This is a genomic window from Pantoea sp. sgz302252 (genome assembly GCF_042610525.1).
Lineage (GTDB): Bacteria > Pseudomonadota > Gammaproteobacteria > Enterobacterales > Enterobacteriaceae > Erwinia.
On record NZ_JBHDVM010000006.1, the window covers coordinates 90,364 to 109,932 of the forward strand.

Genomic DNA, 19,569 nt, shown 5'->3' on the forward strand with positions numbered 1-19,569 from the left:
AAAACACTTAATGTTATTTTCATTTTTGCTACCAGTTCATTTTATATTACCGTTTGTTTACTACCCAACAGCTTTTGTAAAGCATTACTGATAATCATAATCCCCCTTTCGCCGCTTTGTACCAGGCCAGAACTTGCATGCAGTACGTTTTCCAGGCAGGCTGCGGCCTGAAACGCTTTCCTGCCTCTCTGCAAGGCTCTCCGGCACAGAGAAAAATGGCAGAGGAGAAAAATCTGCGGAAATTGCTGGTCCGAAAAAAAACGCGGATAAAAAAAGGGCGCCGTTTCAGGCGCCCTTTTGTTAAGCGGAAGGAAACTATGCGCGTGGCGTATCATCGCCCCAGGCGACCCATTTATAAGTTGTCAGCGCTTCCAGGCCCATTGGACCGCGTGCGTGCAGCTTCTGGGTACTGACCGCCACTTCTGCGCCCAGACCAAACTGACCGCCATCGGTAAAGCGCGTGCTGGCGTTGACGTAGACCGCAGAAGAATCGACCTCGTTCACAAAACGGTTTGAATTTATGATACTGCGCGTCAGGATGGCATCGGAATGCTGCGTGCCGTATTCGCGGATATGCGCGATAGCCTCATCCAGACCCTCCACCAGCCGGACGTTGAGATCCAGCGACAGCCACTCGTCGCGGTATTGGGCATCCGTCACCGCGCTGACTTCCGCCGGGCCAGCCTGTAGCGGCGCCAGCGAGCGGGGATCGGCATGCAATTTAATGCCTTCTTGCTGCATGCGGGCGCTTAGCGCAGGTAAAAATTGTTCGGCAATCGCCGTATGCACCAGCAGCGTTTCCACCGAGTTGCAGGCGCTCGGGCGCTGTTTTTTGGCGTTAACGATGACTTTCAGCGCGGCTGCGACATCCATGCCTTCATCAACAAAAATATGGCAAACGCCGATACCGCCGGTGATAACCGGAATAGTCGACTGCTCGCGGCAGAGCTTGTGTAGACCAGCGCCGCCGCGCGGGATCAGCATATCCACATAGCGATCCAGTTTCAGCAGCTGATTAACCAGTTCGCGATCCGGGCTTTCGATAGCCTGAATCGCGCCAGCCGGTAAGCCGTGCTCCTTCAAAGCCTCCTGAATTACGCGAACGGTCGCGCCATTGGTGCGATAAGTCTCTTTGCCGCCGCGCAGGATAACCGCATTGCCCGTTTTCAGGCATAGCGAGGCGACATCCACAGTAACATTCGGACGCGCTTCATAGATTACGCCTACCACGCCCAGCGGCACGCGGCGGCGTTCAATACGCAGGCCGCTGTTCAGAACACCGCCATCCATCACTACGCCGACCGGATCGGCCAGATTGCAGACCTGGCGCACATCGTCCGCAATGCCTTTGAGCCTGGCAGGATTGAGCATCAGACGATCTAACAGCGCCTCGCTCAGCCCATTCTGGCGCGCATCCGCCAGATCCTGTTCGTTAGCCGCAAGGATAGCGGCGCTCTCTGTTTCCAGGCGATCCGCAATAGTCATCAGCACCTGGTTCTTTTGTGCGGTAGAAAGTACCGCCAGCTGGTATGAAGCGGCTTTCGCGGCTTTCCCCATTTCTTCAAGCATCTGCTGCTCCTTAACTGACGATCATATCGTCACGGTGAACCGCGACCGGGCCATATTCGTAGCCCAGAATCTCGCTAATTTGCTGCGAGTGGTGTCCGGCTATCATGCGCATCGCATCGCTGTTATAGCGGCAAACGCCATGCGCTACATCGCGCCCTTGCAGGCTGCGAATGCGGATAACTTCGCCGCGCGAGAAGTTGCCGCTGATCTCCCTGATGCCTTTTGGCAGCAGCGAGCTGCCACGCTCCAGCATAGCGGCAAGCGCGCCATCGTCTACGGTGATTTCGCCCGCCGGCGGCGCGCCAAAGATCCAGCGCTTGCGGTTTTCCAGCGGCGTTTGCAGCGCATGAAAACGCGTGCCAACCGGCTTGCCGTCAATCACATCACCAATCACGCCAGCGCGACTGCCAGCGGCGATGATAGTGTCGATACCGGCGCGGCAGGCTACATCGGCAGCCTGTAGCTTGGTCGCCATGCCGCCTGTTCCCAGCCCGGAAACGCTGTCGCCCGCCAGTTCGCGCAGCGCATCGTCAATGCCGTGTACGTCCCGGATCAGTTCTGCCTGCGGATTATTACGCGGATCGGCAGTGAATAAACCGGCCTGATCGGTTAGCAGTAGCAGCTTGTCGGCGCCAGCCAGCATCGCGGCAAGCGCGGAAAGATTGTCGTTATCGCCTACTTTGATTTCTGCCGTGGCAACCGCGTCGTTTTCGTTAATTACCGGCACGATATGGTTATCCAGCAGCGCTCTGAGCGTGTCGCGCGCGTTCAGGAAACGCTCTCTGTCTTCCATATCGGCGCGCGTCAGCAGCATCTGGCCAATATGAATGCCGTAAATAGAGAACAGCTGCTCCCATAGCTGAATTAACCGGCTCTGCCCCACCGCAGCCAGTAGCTGCTTTGAGGCGATGGTCGGCGGCAGTTCCGGATAGCCCAGATGTTCGCGCCCGGCGGCCATCGCGCCTGAGGTGACGATCACAATCCGATGGCCTGCCGCATGCTGCTGCGCGCACTGGCGCACCAGTTCGACAATATGCGCCCGGTTCAGCCGACGCGATCCGCCGGTTAATACGCTGGTCCCCAGTTTCACGACCAGGGTCTGGCTGCTGCTCATTATTTCCCGCCATAGCTTTAAAAGGTAGAAGCAGACGTTTTATCAGGTGTGATGCCGGAAGCCAACAGCCGCCGTCAGAAAAGGCGTAAAAACAGGGCTCGCGGCGCTAGCTTATAAAAATGGATTTAACAAGAAGTGAGGGTAAATGTAATAAAACCTTCATCTGTTCAGGGTAAAACGTTCGTGCCCTACACGAAGATATCGGGCCATTTAAAATTTTACTCGTTTGGGAATGAGAACAAAATGAAGAAAAGCGCACTGGCAATCCTGACCGCCGCTCTGGCTACGACCTCAGCAGCTCAGGCCGCGGAAATCTATAATAAAGACGGCAATAAACTCGATTTCTACGGCAAAGTAAAAGCGATGCACTACCTGAGCGACACCGACAGCAACGATGGCGACAAGTCTTATGTGCGTATCGGTTTTAAAGGCCAAACCCAGATTAACGATCTGATGACCGGCTACGGGCAGTGGGAATACCATGTGCCGCTGAATAACGCAGAGAGCGACGGCACCACCGGCACTAAAACCCGTTTAGGCTTTGCCGGCCTGAAATTCGGCGATTACGGCTCCATCGACTATGGTCGCAACTATGGTCTGATTTACGATGTCGAAGCCTATACCGATATGATGCCGGAGTTCGGTGCCACGGCCTACACTAAAGCCGATAACTTTATGCTGACCCGCACCAACGGCGTGGCGACTTATCGCAACACCAATTTTTTCGGCCTGGTCGATGGCCTGAAATTCGCTCTGCAATATCAGGGCAAGAACGAAAACAGCAGCCGTTCTAACGCCACCTCTAACGGCGACGGTATGGCGGCTTCGGTAGCCTATACGCTGATGCAGGGCCTGACCATCAACGGTGCAATCTCTTCTTCTGACCGCACCAACGGCCAGCAGGCCAGCGCTTATGGGCGCGGTGAAAAAGCAGATGCCTGGGCGACCGGCCTGAAATATGACAATAACGGCGTTTACCTTGCCGCAACCTATGCGGAAACCCGCAATATGTCACCCATCAGCGGCACCGCGCAGGTGAATAATACCAGCGTCGCCGTAAGCGGTTACGCTAACTACCTGCAAAATATTGAGCTGGTGGCGCAGTATCAGTTCGATAATGGTTTCCGCCCTTCTCTCGCCTATGTGCAGACCAAAGCGAAAGATATCGAGAACGGTGTGGGCGATGCGGATATTTACAAGTTTGCGGATGTAGGTGCGACTTACTACTTCAATAAAAATATGTCGGCATTCGTGGATTACAAAATCAACCTGCTGGATGACGACAACAAGCTTGCGCAGAACAGCGATGATATCGTTGCGGTAGGCGTAACTTACCAGTTCTGAAATGTGAGCCGCACGGATGCGGTAGTGGTGCCCCTCGTTATGTGTCTGTAAGTGAGCAAGGCTGGCAATCGCCAGCCTTTTTTACGCTCTGCCTCAGGCGGACAGCTTCACCGGCTCGTCGGCAAAATTTGCCGCAGGCTTCAGGCCCAGCTCGAGCTCTTCCAGCAGCGCTTTCAGGCGCACGTGGAAATTACGCAGCGTCTCTTCCAGCCTTTCGTTGTTTTCCTTTCCTTTAATTGCCGAAGGCTTCCAGTTGCCCTCTTTATCAAACAGGCCGAAATGATACTCGTAGGTAAAGTGATCTTCCTGCGCTTCCAGCTCCATCCACCAGCCCCAGAACTCACGCAGTTCCGGCGCGGGTTTCACATTGACGCAAACGGCCAGACAGTCGAAGAAGAAACGATCGTCCACGCATTTGGCCTCGCGGATATAAGGCCCTAACGTGCCAAAACGCTTCATTAAGCGGCTCTTGGGATGCCCACTCGGTAACGCCATTGTTAAAACTCCTTTGTTAAGCCAGTTAGTTTTAGCAGAGAGTTAAGATTTAGCAACTCAGCGTGTTAATCGTTTAGCTAACCAGTCAACAATATCACGTAATGCGCGATCGAAGTTGCTTAATGCAGGCGAAAGTGCGACGGGCATCAGCTTGCCGTCAGTGGAGGAGTTAGCGATAAGTTTCGACTCTTCTGCCGGACTAAAAGGATCGTTCGGCCAGTACGCGGACAGCATTGGCGTAGGGCAGCGGCGTCCCAGCAGTCCCTGCGTTTTTAGCGAATAGCGGTTCAGTTCGACCCGCAGCGCGGAATCGGCGGCGGTCGCCATGCCCAGGCGGCTGGCCAGCACGTCCATATACATTTCCGGAATGCTTTCCTGCAAGGCCGTATCGGTCAGTAAACTGTGCACGACCGGCCCCAAACAGGCGATTGCACGCAGACGAGGCGCTTCCAGCCAGGCAAGCCGTACGGCGATGTTAGCGCCAAAGCGATAGCCGAAAGCGGCTACGCGGGTATGATCGACCCAGGCGACGTTTTCGAGCTGCTTCAAAACCTGCTGGTGAAGAAAACTGGAATCCTGGGTCAGCTTCCATTTAGCGGAAAAACCCACCGAAGGCATATCAATAGTCAGCATAGCGATACCGCGTGGTGCCAGATAGTCGTGGAACAGGCGGTAGTGGTCGGTCTGCAATGAATCCAGGCTGCTGCACAACAGCACGGTAGGATAAGGCGCGCGGGCTTTCTCGGGCATATGTAAAAAGCCAAAAATCGGGCTGCCGCCGGGAATAGCGAACTCCAGCTCTTTCAGCTCGCCCGGCAGACGTGCCGCGGCCTCTTCATAAGCGCGGTTCGCCAACTGCTGCGCCTGCTCGGCCAGCTCGTCGCCTTTCAGATGCGGATAGCCTGCGATGCCATAAAGATTGGCAGCATGCAGCCAGCATTGGCCCGCTTCGCTATCGCTGCTGCTCTGGCTGGCTTTTTCCTGCCAGCCCGCGGCCTGTTTTGACCACTCATAATTCCAGTTGCCGCTGCGGTAGCCGATAACGGTATCCAGCAAATTGTCGTCTGTATGCTCGACGCGACTGTTGGCTACCCTCGCCAGCACTTCGCCTATTTCCAGCTGCGGCAGGCCGCGCCACGTCCACAGCAGGCGATTAATCATCCTGTACCAGCCCGCGTGACTTTCGCCTTCCAGCGCGGAATGCAGCGGCAGCGGCTTGTGATGATGTAACCGGCGAATCAAAGATGAGGTTTCAGGATGCTTAAAGCGGGGTTTGAACAGCTCTTCACTAAGATTTTTAGGCGCCATGGTGTCACGCTCCTTCGGCACGCGGAGAATCGTCTTAGTCTATAGCAGCCCGGCAGGCAGCGCGAACCCTAAAAAGCAAAACGCCCGGCAGAACCGGGCGCTTTATTGAGCTTAATCAACCTTTTACGATTGGCGGAATATAAACCACGCCCATATCCCAGGGTTGCTCAATCCAGGTGTCCTGTGGAATATCTACCACATAGTCATCCACCAGCGGGCGACCGGCCGGCTTGGCGAAAATAGTCACGAAGCGCGCTTTTGGATACATATCGCGGATCGCCTGGGCGGTGCCGCCGGTATCCACCAGGTCGTCGATCACGATAAAGCCTTCGCCGTCGCCTTCCGCACGCTTCAGCACGTGCATTTCGCGCTGGTTATCGTGGTCGTAGCTGGAGATGCACACGGTATCGACATAGCGAATGCACAGCTCACGAGCCAGCAGCGAAGCAGGTACCAGGCCGCCGCGGCTTACCGCGATAATGCCTTTCCACTGTTCGACAGGAAGCAGGCGCTGGGCCAGTTTGCGGGCATGGATCTGCAGCATGTCCCAGGTGACGACGTATTTTTCACTCATAAAAGGAGTCCCGGCCGGTAATAACGGCTTAAAAATGTACAATGGGATGGGTTGCGCGGAATTATAGAGATCTGAGCCGCTAAAAACCAGCGCCGCATAGCCCGGAAAGCGCTTTTTTGCCAATGCCCGCTAAGCATGCCTCTGGAAACAATGGTATTCTTTAGGTTTGCTGCGTCAGAACCTGACCGCCCCTATCACAAATGCTCACTATCCCGCGTGCCGCTGGCCGGGGATGCCGACACAGGAGATTTGACGTGTCTGAACTTTCTCAACTGTCACCACAGCCGCTGTGGGATATTTTTGCCAAAATCTGCTCAATCCCGCATCCCTCTTACCATGAGGAAGAGCTGGCTAATTACGTGCTGAGCTGGGCTGGCGAGCAGGGTTTTGTCACCTTCCGCGATGAGGTGGGCAACATTCTGATTCGTAAGCCTGCAACGCCAGGTCTGGAGCATCTGAAGCCGGTTGCGCTACAGGCGCATCTGGATATGGTGCCGCAGAAAAACAACGATACCGCACACGACTTCACTAAAGATCCTATTCAGCCCTGGGTAGATGGCGAATGGGTTAAAGCGCGTGGCACTACGCTGGGCGCGGATAACGGCATTGGCATGGCTTCCGCGCTGGCGGTACTGGCGGATAAAACCGTTGAGCACGGCCCGCTGGAAGTGCTGTTAACCATGACCGAAGAAACCGGCATGGTCGGCGCTTTCGGTTTGCAGCCGGGCTGGCTGGAAGCAGATATCCTGATCAATACCGACTCGGAAGAGGAAGGCGAAATCTATATGGGCTGCGCGGGCGGCATTGATTTCACCACCACGCTGCCGCTGAGCCGCGAGGCAGTGCCGGCAGGTTACGAGCATATTCAGCTGATCCTGAAAGGCCTGAAAGGCGGTCACTCCGGCGCGGATATTCATCTGGGTCTGGGCAACGCCAACAAGTTGCTGGCTCGTTTCCTGTTTGCTCATGCTAAAGATCTGGATCTGCGCCTGGTAGATTTCACCGGCGGCACGCTGCGCAACGCTATCCCGCGCGAAGCGATGGCGACGCTGGCCGTTCCGGCAGATAAAGTTGACCGGCTCAAAGGCCAGGCCCTGCACTATCTGGAAACGTTGCAGAACGAGCTGAGCCTGAAAGAGAAGAACATTAATATCGTGGTGGAAAACATCGCCGCCAGCGAGCAGGCGCTGACCACTGAAAGCCGGGATGCCTTTATTGCCCTGCTGAACAGCACGCCGAACGGCGTTATCCGTAATTCCGATGTGATGAAAGGCGTGGTGGAAACCTCGCTGAACGTCGGCGTGGTCTCGATTAAAGATGACGAGGCGCGGATCAACTGCCTGGTGCGCTCGCTGATCGACAGCGGCAAAGAGTATCTGGTGGAAACGCTGACCGCGCTGGGCGACCTGGCCGGAGCAAAAACCGTGGCCAAAGGCAGCTACCCTGGCTGGCAGCCGGATCCTTCTTCGCCAGTAATGGCGCTGGTGGAAGAGACCTATAAAAAGCTGTTTAACAAAACGCCAAATATCCAGGTGATCCACGCGGGTCTGGAATGCGGCCTGTTTAAAAAGCCTTATCCGGAAATGGATATGGTGTCTATCGGGCCGACCATCACTGGCCCGCACTCGCCGGACGAGCAGGTGCATATCGGCAGCGTCGGCCTTTACTGGCAGCTGCTTACCGCGCTGCTAAAGGCGATTCCGGCTAAGTAAGGCTTAAAGGCCAGCATACCTGCTGGCCTTTGAGGTTGATGACAAACCCCAGGTCGCGTTTAAATCAGTAGTAGAGCAGCAGAGGCAGATCGGAACACGGACACGCCGTGAACACGGTCCCTGTGGGCTCGGTTGGCGCGTCCATGCGCCAAACGGTCCGCTTATCCGCTCTGCCTCTACCGCTAGCAAGCTGCCGTGTTGCGGTAGAAAAAAGCCAAAGTCCAGAAACGGTTTAGGTTTGTCAGCAGTCTAAAAGGCCAGCGTATCTGCTGGCCTTTTTACTTTCCCAACCTCAAGATTTCTTTTTAAAAACCGCTCTGACGTATCCCAGCAGTAACAGATTTAGCGCCAACCCGGCCAGCATAAAAAGCATGCTCATTGCCTGATCAAGCAGGTCGTTTTTTGTCAGCAAAAACAGCATTATCAGCACGCCAGCGCAGGCACTTAGCGTACCTGGGAAATACTCTTTCACCCAGAGAGTTAATGCGCAATGAAGTAAGGCATGCAGCATAAATGCGTCAGCAAAAACGCTAAATACCAATGCTTTCTCGAAGAATAACGACAGAAAAACTGTTGTCGTAACCACCATACAGGTTAGCGATACGAGGGTTAATACAAACTGTCTTTTACTGCTGTTGCCCAGCAGTCGAACAACAGACGGTTCGTTGATTTTGCTAAGGCACTTTCGCCTGGCCCAGCCGTGCAGAAAAACCAGCTCTTCCAGTTCGTGCACAATAAAGATAAACACTCCTGTAACTAAAGCCTCATCCATGGCCGACTCCTTTTGCCTGCTACAATCCCAATAACAGCTGCCTTTCCAGCTGCGGATTCAGCAGCGTTACATGCAATCCCACTAGCCGCACGCCGCGCCCTGCTCGCCGCTCTTGCCAGGTTTTTTTCGCTACGTTAATAAAATCTTCTTTGTTCAGCACCGGCCAGACGTGCTCCTGCGTGGTCTGCTGAAAATCATTGAACTTCAGCTTTACGCCTTGTCTGGCGATATGCAGGTCAGGTTTTACTACCTTTAGCCGCCGTTCAAGTTCCTCATAGAGATAGTCGATGATTTTCAAACACTCTTCCCATTCGTGAATATCTGCCGACAGCGTGCGCTCCACGCCCAGCGATTTGCGCAGGCGATCTGTTACTACCTCGCGCTCGTCGATGCCGTTGCAGCGCTCCCACAATACGCGGCCAAATTTGCCGAAGCGTTTAAGCAGCGCAGCCAGATCCGTTTTCTGCACGTCGGCGCAGGTAAGCAGGCCCAGCTCCTCCAGTTTTTTCGCCGTAACCTTGCCGACGCCGGGAATTTTCGCCAGCGGCAGCGTCAGGAGAAACTGCGGCAGTTCCTGCGGCGTAATCACGAACTGCCCGTTAGGCTTATTCATATCCGAGGCGATTTTGGCAACGAACTTAATTGGCGCAACGCCTGCCGAGGCGGTGAGATCCAGCTCGCGTTCGATGGTTTGACGGATTTCACGCGCCATCAGCGTGGCGGAGCCGTGACAGTGCGGGCTTTCAGAAACGTCCAGATAGGCTTCATCCAGCGACAGCGGTTCGATCAGTGAGGTGTAGCGCGAAAAGATTTCCCGAATATGGGCGCTGGCCTCTTTATAAGCATCGAAACGGCCAGGGATGACTTTCAGGTGCGGGCAGAGCCTGAGCGCGGTCGCGGTTGCCATTGCGCTGTGGACGCCATATTTTCTGGCCGGATAGTTAGCGGTGCTGATTACGCCGCGTTTCTGATGGCTGCCGCCGATAGCAATAGGGATATCGCGCAGGCTGGGGTTGTCCCGCATCTCTACCGCTGCGTAAAAGCAGTCCATATCCACGTGTATAATCTTGCGCATTCGCTCCTCCGCCAGCACTGGATAAGTATACAGCCCGCGAGCGCATTTTCAACAGCTTAACAGGTGACGGAAGCGCAGCGGCAGCGGTCTGGCGCAACTTTTCTCCGTTTTTTCTGCACGGCTCTCTTGATAAAAAAGTAGACAATGATAATGTGACGCAGCTTTTAAGGACAATTCTGAAAAAGCCAGCTAACAGCGTCTTCGGACGTCGTCTCCACCCCTACTATCAAGGGAACAAGAATGGGCAAAATCGCACTGCTGTTTGCGATGTTTTTTCTGCCAGCCGTTGTTTTCGCCAGCGCGCCTGTCGCCCCGATCGCGCCTCTGGCTCCGGTAAGCAAAGAGTTAAAAAAGCAGTTACTCGGCACGCCTGTCTATATTCAGATCTTCAAAGAAGAACGCACGCTGGAGCTCTATGGCAAAATCGGCACCGAGTACCGCTTGCTCGACAGCTACCGCATTTGTAATTTCTCCGGCGGTTTAGGCCCGAAACGTCGCCAGGGCGATTTTAAAAGTCCGGAAGGCTTTTACAGCGTGGGTCTTTCCCAGCTCAAGCCGGACAGCCGCTTTTACCGGGCGATCAATACGGGCTTCCCGAACGAATACGATCGTCAGCAGGGTTATGAAGGCAAATATCTGATGATCCACGGCAGCTGCGTCTCAATAGGCTGCTATGCGATGACGGATGCCAATATTGACGATATTTATCATTACGTGGAAGCAGCGCTGCGCAACGGCCAGCCGCGCGTGGAAGTGAGTATCTATCCTTTCCGCATGACCGACAGCAATCTGCAACGCCATCGCTATTCGGTTTACTACAGCTTCTGGCAGCAGCTTCAGCCGGGCTACGCTGAGTTTGTGAAGAATCGCATGCCGCCTTCCGTGGGCGTCAGCGGCGGCAAGTACGTGCTGAACAGTACGCTACTGAACAGCACGCCAGCTAATCAGTCAGCGCTCGCGCTCTCCGAGACAAAATAGCGCCCAGTCGCCTGGCGCAATTTTATGCCAGGTCTCATTGCCCGTTAAGGGCTGAGTAGCGATCACCGTGACCACGTCATTCGGCGTGGTCTGCTTCTGAAAGTCTATCTCCACATCCTGATCCAGCAGCGTCGCCTTACCGAAGGGCGCACGACGCGTAATCCAGAACAGATTGGTCGAGCAGAACGCCATCAGATAGCGCCCATCTGACAGCAGCATATTGAAGACGCCTTTCTCACGCAGCTCCGCCGCCAGTTCTGCAATATAGCGAAAGACCGCTGGCCAGTTTCCCGGCGTGCGCGGATAACGCATGGTCAATTTGTGCAGCAGCCAGCAGAACGCCTGTTCGCTGTCCGTTTCGCCAACGGGCCGAAAATTGCCGGTATCCAGCCCGCGATAGCCTTTCAGCTGACCGTTGTGCGCGTAGGTCCAGTTCCGTCCCCAAAGTTCGCGGGTAAATGGATGAGTATTCTCCAGCGAGACTTCGCCGCGATTCGCCTGGCGGATATGCGCCACCACCGAACAGGACTTAATTGGATAATCCTGCACCAGCCGCGCTATGGGTGAATTAAAGCTGGGCTGCGGATCTTTAAAGGTGCGACAGCCTTTGCCTTCGTAAAAGGTGATTCCCCAGCCATCCTTGTGCGGGCCGGTTTTTCCGCCGCGCTGCACAAGCCCGGTAAAGCTGAAACAGATGTCCGTAGGGACATTCGCGCTCATCCCGAGCAGTTCGCACATAGCAATTCCTCGCGTAAGGCTATTTAGCCATCTCTTTTTCAATCAGCAGGATCAGGATATGAATGACCTTGATATGGATCTCCTGAATACGATCGGCATAGCCGAAGTGCGGCACGCGAATTTCAACATCGGCGCTGCCCGCCATTTTACCGCCGTCTTTACCGGTCAAAGCAATCACTTTCATGCCCTGCGCGCGCGCCGCTTCTACCGCTTTAATAACGTTAGCAGAGTTACCGGAAGTCGAGATGCCCAACAGCACGTCGCCCGCACGGCCTACCGCTTCTACATAGCGGGAAAAGATATGGTCATAGCCAAAGTCGTTGCCGACGCAGGAGATATGACTGACGTCAGAGATAGCGATCGCCGGATAGCCCGGACGGTTGTCGCGATAGCGGCCGGTGAGCTCTTCGGCAAAGTGCATGGCGTCGCAGTGAGAGCCGCCGTTGCCGCAGGAAAGCACCTTGCCGCCGGCTTTAAAAGAATCCGCCAGCAGTACCGCAGCGCGCTGGATAGCATGAATGTTCGTTTCGTCGCTAAGGAAGTTATTAAGCGTGTCCTGCGCTTCACTCAGCTCGGCGCGAATGATGTCCTGATACATAGGGAGAATCCTTTTAAGTGAGGTCTGCGGCAGTTTAGCAAGTTGCCGCGCGGGCGAAAAGCGCCCGCTTCGTCAGGCACCTGACCGGGATTCAGAAAACCGCAGCTTATTTGCAAGCACGCTCGTAATATTATTAATACTGGTCGCGGGATCTAATGCTGAAAACAACAAAGGCTCGCCAGATGGCGAGCCTCTTTTTCAATTGTCCCCAGGGGGAAGCATTGCTGCTAACAAATCCCGTGGTTAGTGACGTCAGTACAAGGAACATTGTTGATGCCATCAAACCAGATTAAGCACTGCCTTTCTGCCGAGCGGATTGAAAATAATGCATTTATAACAATCAGATACGGCTGCCGCTTCTCACGCTTCAGCCTGAGAAAAATAAAATCGTTAATTAAGGCCGCCCGTCCGCCAGGCTGAAGCCCGCCCCGCTTTGTGAGCCATGTTGTGATTATCTTGTAAATGGATTGATAAAGAAAATCATCTCTGTTACACCATAACCAACAGGTCAGACCTCTTACAACTTGGGAGCTAGCGTTATGATGGTTTTCAGCTGTGTAGCGACAATAGTGCTGATTGGCGCGCTGTTTTATCACCGCATCAATCTGCGGCTGGCAAGCTTGCTTGTCGTAGTCTGGACAGCGGCCTGGGCTATGGCGCATGTCTGGACGCCGTGGCTGCTGGTGCCGTTACTCATTATTCTCCTGCCCTTTAATTTATTGCCGCTACGTCAGGCACTTTTTTCCCGGCCAATGCTGAATACCTTTCAGAAAGTCATGCCGCCCATGTCGCGCACGGAAAAAGAAGCCATCGATGCCGGTACAACCTGGTGGGAAGGCGATCTGTTTCGCGGCAGGCCCGACTGGAAAAAACTGCATAATTATCCGCAGCCGCGGCTGACACCGGAGGAACAGGCCTTTCTGGATGGCCCGGTAGAAGAAGCCTGTCGGCTGGCAAACGACTTTCAGATCACCCATGAAATGGCCGATCTACCGCCAGAGCTGTGGGCTTATCTGAAAGAACAGCGCTTTTTCGCCATGATCATCAAGAAGGAGTACGGTGGCCTGGAATTTTCCGCTTACGCTCAGGCTCGCGTGCTGCAAAAGCTGGCGGGCGTTTCCGGCATCCTGGCTATTACCGTTGGCGTACCGAACTCGCTTGGCCCTGGTGAACTGTTGCAGCATTACGGCACCGATAAACAGAAAGATTATTATCTGCCGCGTTTGACACGTGGCGAAGAGATCCCCTGCTTTGCGCTAACCAGCCCGGAAGCGGGTTCTGACGCAGGCGCGATCCCGGATGTCGGCGTGGTTTGCCGTGGAGAATGGCAGGGCCAGCAGGTACTTGGTATGCGCCTGACCTGGAACAAACGCTATATTACGCTGGCGCCGATAGCCACCGTGCTGGGGCTGGCCTTTAAGCTTTCCGACCCTGAGCATCTGCTGGGCGATAAAGAAGAGTTGGGTATCACCTGCGCGCTGATCCCAACACAGACGCCGGGCGTAGAAATCGGCAAACGCCATTTCCCGCTTAACGTGCCTTTCCAGAACGGCCCGACGCGCGGCAAAGATATATTTGTTCCCATCGATTATATTATCGGCGGCCCGGCAATGGCCGGTCAGGGCTGGCGCATGCTGGTCGAGTGCCTTTCCGTCGGTCGTGGTATTACGCTGCCCTCCAACTCAACCGGCAGCCTGAAAAGCATCGCGCTGGCTATCGGTGCCTATGCTCATATCCGTCGCCAGTTTCGTCTGCCAATCGGCAAAATGGAAGGCATCGAAGAGCCGCTGGCGCGTATTGCCGGTAACGCCTATGTGATGGATGCAGCGGCTTCGCTGATTACCAGCGGCATTATGCTGGGTGAGAAACCGGCAGTGCTCTCCGCTATCGTAAAATATCACTGCACCCATCGCGGCCAGCGCGCCATTATGGATGCGATGGATATCGCGGGCGGCAAAGGCATTATGCTGGGCAAGAGTAACTTCCTGGCTCGCGCTTATCAGGGCGCGCCTATCGCTATCACGGTTGAAGGCGCCAATATCCTGACCCGCAGCATGATTATCTTTGGCCAGGGCGCTATTCGTTGTCATCCCTATATCCTCGCGGAAATGGCGGCGGCGCAAAATCACGATTTGCACGCATTTGATAAAGCGCTGTTCAGCCATGTCGGCCATGTTGCCAGCAATACGCTGCGCAGCCTGTGGCTGGGCCTCACCGCTGGACGCACCAGTAGCACACCGACCCGCGATGCCACTCGCCGCTATTATCAGCATCTGAACCGTTTGAGCGCCAACCTCGCCCTGCTCTCTGATATTTCGATGTCGGTGCTTGGCGGCAGCCTGAAACGCCGCGAGCGTATTTCTGCCCGGCTTGGCGATGTGCTGAGTCAGCTTTATCTTGCCTCAGCTACGCTGAAACGTTACGAAGACGAAGGCCGCAACGAAGCCGATCTGCCACTGCTGCACTGGGGCGTGCAGGATGCGCTGAACCAGGCGGAAACGGCGATTGAAGAGCTGCTGCGTAACTTCCCGAATCATCTGGTGGCTGGCCTGATGCAGGTAGTGATTTTCCCGCTGGGTCGCCACTGTCGCATGCCTTCCGATCGGTTGGATCATCAGCTGGCGCGTATTCTGCAAATCCCTTCTGCAACGCGTACACGTTTGGGGCGCGGCCAGTATCTGACGCCCGGCGAGAATAATCCGGCAGGCCAGCTTGAGGAAGCTTTGCAGGATGTAATGGCGGCAGAAATCATTCATGACCGCCTGAGCAAACAGGCGAAAAAACCGCTCTCCTTTACTCGCCTGGATAAGCTGGCACAAAAAGGCCTGCAGGAGAAATGGCTGACGGAAGAAGAAGCTGCGGTGCTGACGCGCGCCGAAGCCAGCCGACTGCGCTCCATCAACGTTGACGAGTTTGAGGCGGATGAACTGGCGACAATGCCGGTAAAGGCGCAAGAGCCTGACGGACACGAGGAAGAATTAGCGCATCAACAAACGGCGGATAAAACGGAAGCCGCCTGAAGTCGCTATTAAAGTAAGGCCGCCTGATATTAACTCTGTCGGGCGGCTTTTCTGCCTCAGCCGCAAATAAGTATGTTGTAATTAATTATGCCGCCCGGCACAGCTAAAGGCTGCCGCTTCAAAAAGAATTTTTTAGCAGGGCCGATGCCTCTGAAGGCAAAGCTTTCTGCAAAATATTTAAAAACTGCGGGCACTGCATATGATTAGGCGCGGTGCAGCCAGCCACATGTTTTAGCCCTTCGCTGGTTTTCTTAAGCTGTTCGATCTTGCTTTCTGTCTCTTTGGCTTTCGCCAACAGCCGCTGCGGCTCAAGCGTCAGCCTGCCCCGTTCATCAAACATTTCTGCGATTTCACTAAGCTTAAAGCCCGCCGTCTGGCCCAGCGCTATCAGCGCCAGTTTATTCACTACATCAGCGCTGTATTGTCTGCGCAAACCGTGACGCCCAACGGAGCGAATTAAACCTTTTTCCTCATAAAACCGCAGCGCGGAAGGTGTGATGCCAGCGAGCCTGGCGACTTCTGCAATATCCAGTTCCTGCATGGTTGACCTGAAGTGAGCTTTAAGTTGCACAATGCCTGCCAGCTTAACATTTAAAAATCAGGAGCAAATAGATGAGTACGGAAATTGTTTTACGCACGCTCTTTATCGGTGCTGGCGCCACGCTTTGTATGGATATCTGGGCATTGCTACTGAAGCGGCTATGGAGAATTATCTCGCTTGATTATGCTTTGCCGGGACGATGGCTGCTGTGGATGCTAAAGGGCAGATTTATTCACCGAACTATTGTTAATACTCCCTCGTTAGCCGGAGAAAAAGTTATTGGCTGGTTTTTTCATTATGCTACTGGCTTTCTTTTCGCTTTTATCCCGGTTTTATTATCAGGCTCACAGTGGCTCCTCGCGCCTGACTTGAGCACAGCCATAACCACAGCTTTGGTAAGTCTTGCCGCGCCCTTTTTAATTATGCAGCCCGCACTGGGCTTCGGCATGGCGGCATCTGCAACCGCGAATCCACGTCAGGCGAGACTGATGAGCCTGCTGGCGCATCTCATTTTTGGCTTTGGGCTTTATCTTTCGGCAACTATTTTCAACACGTTTCTATTTTAATCTTTGGCAGCGGTTGATTTTGCTCTCTTCAACCGCTGGCCCACCAGTGCCAAAAATAAATTAGCCAAATCAGATTAACAGGCTATGCTGGGAATCCCGATATTCACTTTTATGCTGGCGATAAAGATGATAACGCGTGGATTTAAAAAACATTTTCAACTGGTTATTTATGCCAGTTCTCTGCTGTTAAAATCTTCTCCTAAATTATCCATACTCTTTCTGATGTTGATTAGTTTTCAGGGCTTGATGCCAACGCTAAGCGTAATAGTCAGTATTCGCCTCGGCAATAGTTTGAGCGATGCCGGACACGCTGGCTTATTGCCTGTCGCTTTGCTTTGGGCTTTAACGTTGGTCGTTCCCGGCGCGCTTTCACCTGTTATTTCCACGCTGCAAAGCGTTCTTAATTCTCAGGCAACCTTTCTGACGCAGCGCAAAGTCATGGAGGCTGCCTGTAGAATTGAGGATTTAAAGCTAATTGAATCGCCGGAGATCCACGATGATCTGGAGGTTTTATCCAGAGATGCGCCTTATCGGGCGTTAAATTTACTGGTTACGCTGGTAGAGATATTCCGCAGTTCACTAACCTTAATTTCTTTATCTGTAGTTTTAGCCACGCTGGCCTGGTGGCTGCCTCTGGCTTTTCTGCTTCCGCTGATCCCGGTCACCGTTGCCGTTACGCGCTCACAAATGGAGATTTATAAATCGCTGGTAGGGAAAGGCATGTCGGCGCGGCTAATTAAATATTTTCTTTCCGTGCTACTGGACGTAAAACTGGCAAAGGAGATCCGCACTTTTAATCTGTCGGGCTTTTTTATGGATAAGCACCGGCAGGCTTTTAGCGAAATGGAAAGCGAGCTGAATCAGACCAGGAAAAAGCAGCTGTGGCGGCCACAGCCCTGGAATTTGCTCTATTTAATGTCGGCTCTGGGTGTGATGTACTGGTTTGTCGGCTATCTTTCTTCGGGGAAAATTTCTTTTGGCGCGCTGTTAGGGATCATTCAGTCGGTTTCTTTCTTTGCCATGGCCTGTCAGGGAATGGTTTATTCTTTCGCTAATGTTAGTCTCTGCCTGAGCTTCTTTGCCCGTTTGAAAAAGCTGGAAAGCATAGCGGTGAAAAATCAGCCAGCGCTTACCCATAATAACCTTTTCCCGCTGCAAGAAATTGTTTTTGAAAATGTCTGCTTTAGCTGGCCGAACGGCACTCGCGCGCTGAACAATATCAGTTTTACGCTGCGGGCAGGCGAGCATCTGGCTATTATTGGTGAAAACGGCGCGGGTAAAACCACGCTGATAAAATTGCTGTGCCGTTTATACCAGCCTGACTCCGGAAAAATAACCTGTAACGGCATTGATATTGCCCGGATAGACAGCGCAAGCTGGAGCCGCCAGCTGAGCGCCGTTTTTCAGGATTTTGGTCATTACAATCTTAGTACGCTGGAAAATGTCACCTTCAGCAGCCAACCGGATCGCGCGGCGTTCTTAGCGGCCTGCCGGAAAGCGCAGTTCACCAGCGGCGCAGAACTGGCGGACAGCCTGCTGGGAAAAGAGTACGGCGGCGCCGATCTCTCTGGTGGCCAGTGGCAGCGACTGGCGCTGGCCCGCGCACTTTATGCCTCCGGCGAGCTGATCATTCTGGATGAGCCTACCAGCGCTATGGATCCACGCGTAGAGATCGAGATACTCAATCAGTTTGCGGATATGGTGCAAGGGAAAACAGCCGTTATCGTTACCCACCGCCTTGGCGCGGTAAAAAATGCCTCAAAACTACTGGTTTTGAAAAAAGGCGAGATAGCAGAAACGGGCACGCCCGCCGAACTGGAACAGGCTCGTGGCGAATACTATGAACTGCTAAACCTTCAGCGCGCGCAATATGCGAAAGAAAAGGCGGCTCAGGATTAAAAAGCGGCCACCGCTTTTTTGATTAGCTGTTGCAGTAGCTGGCGCGCCGCATCTGTCGGCCCACTGGTTTGCCGCAGTTCAATCCCCAGATAACCTGGCGAAGGCAGCTTTCCGCATACTCTTTGCAGATTTGCTGGCATACCTACACGCGTTCTTACAGTAATACCAAGTCCGGCCTGAACGGCGGCCCAGATCCCGCTCAGGCTATAGCTGATAAAGACTATTCGCCACGGAATACCGGCACGATCGAGCGCGGCGGTAGCTCGCTCCCGCATGATGCAGGGCGTTTCAAACATTACCAGAGGCAGCGGCTCGCCCCTTTCCAGAAAGGGGCGGATAGCAAATTCCTGATGGGATATCCATTCCAGCTCGCACTCTCCCAGCAGATTGGGATGGCAGGCTTCCGGTTGCCAAAGTAGCGCCATATCGAGTCCACGGGCATGCAGCGCATCGGTTAGCGCCCGATTTCTGTCGATGCGCGCCGTCATTTTTAGTCCCGGATGCTGGCGACTTAGCTGGCTCAGGATACCCGGCATCAGGGACTCGCCAAAGTCTTCCTGCATACCCAGCCGAACTTCCCCTTGTAGCAGCTCGCCTTTTACCGCATAGAACGCCTCATCATTCAACGCCAGTATGCGCCGGGCATAGCTGAGAAGAAGCTCCCCGCTGGCGGTAGGCCGCAGATGCCGGCCCTGCCTGGTTACCAGCGGCGTAGCGCACTGAGCCTCCAGCTTTTTCAACTGCGCACTAATGGCTGAAGTCGAACGGCAAAGCAGCTGCGCGGCCAGCGCGAAGCTGCCGGATTCTATGCCCGTGGCGAAGCTGCGTAAGGCATCCAGATCCAGACACAAAGGTACTTTATCCATAACCATCCTTAAAAACGGGATTATTGCTGCGGATTAATTTGATTTTCAGGATTGTATCACCGAGCCACTATAACGCCATCTTGAAGAAGGAGATAAAATGGCTCAATCATTGGATAGAAAAACACTTGCTCAGATCGCCCCTAAGCTGGCGGAACTAACTGAAAAAGTTTTATTCGCAGATATCTGGACGCGCCCTGCGCTTTCCACACGCGACAGAAGTTTAGTTACGCTGGCGGCTTTAACCGCGCTGGGACGCGACCAGCAGCTCGGCTGGCATATTACCTTCGCCCGCCAAAATGGCCTGACAAGTGAAGAAATAACAGAGATTTTCACCCATCTGGCTTTTTACGCAGGATGGCCAGCTGCCGTAACGGCTTTATCCTGTCTGGATAAGGAGTAA

Annotated in this window: 18 protein-coding genes; 7 read left to right on the forward strand and 11 right to left on the reverse strand. The window is 54.0% G+C overall.

Going from position 1 to position 19,569, the window contains the following annotated elements; genetic code table 11:
- Nucleotides 1-315 precede the first annotated feature (315 nt).
- Complete coding sequence (gene proA, locus ACETPC_RS12730) at nt 316-1,569, reverse strand: glutamate-5-semialdehyde dehydrogenase (protein WP_380181882.1); 1,254 nt, start codon at nt 1,567-1,569, stop codon at nt 316-318.
- A gap of 10 nt (nt 1,570-1,579) precedes the next feature.
- Entirely contained in the window at nt 1,580-2,683 is a 1,104-nt protein-coding gene (gene proB, locus ACETPC_RS12735; protein ID WP_380181883.1) for a glutamate 5-kinase, read from the reverse strand.
- Between the two features lie 243 nt (nt 2,684-2,926).
- On the opposite strand from proB, the gene ACETPC_RS12740 reads away from it, so the two are divergent.
- The gene (locus ACETPC_RS12740; RefSeq protein WP_380181884.1) at nt 2,927-4,027 is read left to right on the forward strand and encodes a porin; all 1,101 of its coding nucleotides are present in this window, start codon (nt 2,927-2,929) and stop codon (nt 4,025-4,027) included.
- 93 nt (nt 4,028-4,120) lie between these two features.
- Here the strand turns inward: ACETPC_RS12740 and crl are convergent, their stop codons facing one another.
- The 3 genes from crl to gpt form a co-directional block, all read right to left on the reverse strand.
- Nucleotides 4,121-4,522 carry a sigma factor-binding protein Crl gene (gene crl / locus ACETPC_RS12745; RefSeq protein ID WP_380181885.1) on the reverse strand — a complete coding sequence of 134 codons (402 nt, stop codon included), beginning with the start codon at nt 4,520-4,522 and terminating at the stop codon, nt 4,121-4,123.
- 57 nt (nt 4,523-4,579) lie between these two features.
- Nucleotides 4,580-5,830, reverse strand: a complete 1,251-nt coding sequence (gene frsA, locus ACETPC_RS12750; protein ID WP_380181886.1) for an esterase FrsA — start codon at nt 5,828-5,830, stop codon at nt 4,580-4,582.
- A gap of 115 nt (nt 5,831-5,945) precedes the next feature.
- The gene (gpt, locus tag ACETPC_RS12755; protein ID WP_380181887.1) at nt 5,946-6,404 is read right to left on the reverse strand and encodes a xanthine phosphoribosyltransferase; all 459 of its coding nucleotides are present in this window, start codon (nt 6,402-6,404) and stop codon (nt 5,946-5,948) included.
- Between the two features lie 254 nt (nt 6,405-6,658).
- On the opposite strand from gpt, the gene pepD reads away from it, so the two are divergent.
- Entirely contained in the window at nt 6,659-8,116 is a 1,458-nt protein-coding gene (pepD, locus tag ACETPC_RS12760) for a beta-Ala-His dipeptidase (RefSeq protein ID WP_380181888.1), read from the forward strand.
- A gap of 292 nt (nt 8,117-8,408) precedes the next feature.
- Here pepD and ACETPC_RS12765 read toward each other — a convergent pair whose 3' ends face one another.
- Both ACETPC_RS12765 and dinB read right to left on the reverse strand, forming a co-directional pair.
- Nucleotides 8,409-8,888, reverse strand: coding sequence for an HXXEE domain-containing protein (locus ACETPC_RS12765; protein WP_380181889.1), 480 nt, complete (start codon nt 8,886-8,888; stop codon nt 8,409-8,411).
- Between the two features lie 19 nt (nt 8,889-8,907).
- Complete coding sequence (gene dinB, locus ACETPC_RS12770) at nt 8,908-9,963, reverse strand: DNA polymerase IV (RefSeq protein ID WP_380181890.1); 1,056 nt, start codon at nt 9,961-9,963, stop codon at nt 8,908-8,910.
- 240 nt (nt 9,964-10,203) lie between these two features.
- Here dinB and dpaA point away from each other — a divergent pair, with 240 nt between their 5' ends.
- Complete coding sequence (gene dpaA / locus ACETPC_RS12775) at nt 10,204-10,941, forward strand: peptidoglycan meso-diaminopimelic acid protein amidase (RefSeq protein ID WP_380181891.1); 738 nt, start codon at nt 10,204-10,206, stop codon at nt 10,939-10,941.
- Here dpaA and ACETPC_RS12780 read toward each other — a convergent pair.
- Entirely contained in the window at nt 10,912-11,679 is a 768-nt protein-coding gene (locus ACETPC_RS12780) for a class II glutamine amidotransferase (RefSeq protein ID WP_380181892.1), read from the reverse strand. The two genes, dpaA and ACETPC_RS12780, sit on opposite strands and share 30 nt — an antisense overlap.
- Before the next feature lie 19 nt (nt 11,680-11,698).
- The gene (lpcA, locus tag ACETPC_RS12785) at nt 11,699-12,277 is read right to left on the reverse strand and encodes a D-sedoheptulose 7-phosphate isomerase (protein WP_380181893.1); all 579 of its coding nucleotides are present in this window, start codon (nt 12,275-12,277) and stop codon (nt 11,699-11,701) included.
- A gap of 539 nt (nt 12,278-12,816) precedes the next feature.
- Here lpcA and fadE point away from each other — a divergent pair.
- Nucleotides 12,817-15,297 carry an acyl-CoA dehydrogenase FadE gene (gene fadE, locus ACETPC_RS12790; RefSeq protein WP_380181894.1) on the forward strand — a complete coding sequence of 827 codons (2,481 nt, stop codon included), beginning with the start codon at nt 12,817-12,819 and terminating at the stop codon, nt 15,295-15,297.
- Between the two features lie 118 nt (nt 15,298-15,415).
- Here the strand turns inward: fadE and ACETPC_RS12795 are convergent, their stop codons facing one another.
- Complete coding sequence (locus ACETPC_RS12795; protein WP_380182224.1) at nt 15,416-15,838, reverse strand: helix-turn-helix domain-containing protein; 423 nt, start codon at nt 15,836-15,838, stop codon at nt 15,416-15,418.
- Between the two features lie 71 nt (nt 15,839-15,909).
- Here ACETPC_RS12795 and ACETPC_RS12800 point away from each other — a divergent pair, with 71 nt between their 5' ends.
- Nucleotides 15,910-16,404, forward strand: a complete 495-nt coding sequence (locus tag ACETPC_RS12800) for a DUF2938 domain-containing protein (protein WP_380181895.1) — start codon at nt 15,910-15,912, stop codon at nt 16,402-16,404.
- A 246-nt stretch (nt 16,405-16,650) separates the two neighbouring features.
- Nucleotides 16,651-18,303: an ABC transporter ATP-binding protein gene (locus ACETPC_RS12805; RefSeq protein ID WP_380181896.1), complete on the forward strand. Its 1,653-nt coding sequence runs from the start codon at nt 16,651-16,653 to the stop codon at nt 18,301-18,303.
- Here the strand turns inward: ACETPC_RS12805 and ACETPC_RS12810 are convergent.
- Entirely contained in the window at nt 18,300-19,169 is an 870-nt protein-coding gene (locus ACETPC_RS12810) for a LysR substrate-binding domain-containing protein (protein ID WP_380181897.1), read from the reverse strand. The two genes, ACETPC_RS12805 and ACETPC_RS12810, sit on opposite strands and share 4 nt — an antisense overlap.
- Nucleotides 19,170-19,266: 97 nt before the next feature.
- Here ACETPC_RS12810 and ACETPC_RS12815 point away from each other — a divergent pair, with 97 nt between their 5' ends.
- Nucleotides 19,267-19,569, forward strand: a complete 303-nt coding sequence (locus tag ACETPC_RS12815; protein ID WP_380181898.1) for a carboxymuconolactone decarboxylase family protein — start codon at nt 19,267-19,269, stop codon at nt 19,567-19,569.

What these genes read in the sequence shown, in the direction of transcription:
- proA (WP_380181882.1), bottom strand. Translation starts at nt 1,569, where the DNA reads ATGCTTGAAGAAATGGGGAAAGCCGCGAAAGCCGCTTCATACCAGCTG.
- proB (WP_380181883.1), bottom strand. Translation starts at nt 2,683, where the DNA reads ATGAGCAGCAGCCAGACCCTGGTCGTGAAACTGGGGACCAGCGTATTA.
- ACETPC_RS12740 (WP_380181884.1), top strand. Translation starts at nt 2,927, where the DNA reads ATGAAGAAAAGCGCACTGGCAATCCTGACCGCCGCTCTGGCTACGACC.
- crl (WP_380181885.1), bottom strand. Translation starts at nt 4,522, where the DNA reads ATGGCGTTACCGAGTGGGCATCCCAAGAGCCGCTTAATGAAGCGTTTT.
- frsA (WP_380181886.1), bottom strand. Translation starts at nt 5,830, where the DNA reads ATGGCGCCTAAAAATCTTAGTGAAGAGCTGTTCAAACCCCGCTTTAAG.
- gpt (WP_380181887.1), bottom strand. Translation starts at nt 6,404, where the DNA reads ATGAGTGAAAAATACGTCGTCACCTGGGACATGCTGCAGATCCATGCC.
- ACETPC_RS12765 (WP_380181889.1), bottom strand. Translation starts at nt 8,888, where the DNA reads ATGGATGAGGCTTTAGTTACAGGAGTGTTTATCTTTATTGTGCACGAA.
- dinB (WP_380181890.1), bottom strand. Translation starts at nt 9,963, where the DNA reads ATGCGCAAGATTATACACGTGGATATGGACTGCTTTTACGCAGCGGTA.
- dpaA (WP_380181891.1), top strand. Translation starts at nt 10,204, where the DNA reads ATGGGCAAAATCGCACTGCTGTTTGCGATGTTTTTTCTGCCAGCCGTT.
- ACETPC_RS12780 (WP_380181892.1), bottom strand. Translation starts at nt 11,679, where the DNA reads ATGTGCGAACTGCTCGGGATGAGCGCGAATGTCCCTACGGACATCTGT.
- lpcA (WP_380181893.1), bottom strand. Translation starts at nt 12,277, where the DNA reads ATGTATCAGGACATCATTCGCGCCGAGCTGAGTGAAGCGCAGGACACG.
- fadE (WP_380181894.1), top strand. Translation starts at nt 12,817, where the DNA reads ATGATGGTTTTCAGCTGTGTAGCGACAATAGTGCTGATTGGCGCGCTG.
- ACETPC_RS12795 (WP_380182224.1), bottom strand. Translation starts at nt 15,838, where the DNA reads ATGCAGGAACTGGATATTGCAGAAGTCGCCAGGCTCGCTGGCATCACA.
- ACETPC_RS12800 (WP_380181895.1), top strand. Translation starts at nt 15,910, where the DNA reads ATGAGTACGGAAATTGTTTTACGCACGCTCTTTATCGGTGCTGGCGCC.
- ACETPC_RS12805 (WP_380181896.1), top strand. Translation starts at nt 16,651, where the DNA reads ATGCCAACGCTAAGCGTAATAGTCAGTATTCGCCTCGGCAATAGTTTG.
- ACETPC_RS12810 (WP_380181897.1), bottom strand. Translation starts at nt 19,169, where the DNA reads ATGGATAAAGTACCTTTGTGTCTGGATCTGGATGCCTTACGCAGCTTC.
- ACETPC_RS12815 (WP_380181898.1), top strand. Translation starts at nt 19,267, where the DNA reads ATGGCTCAATCATTGGATAGAAAAACACTTGCTCAGATCGCCCCTAAG.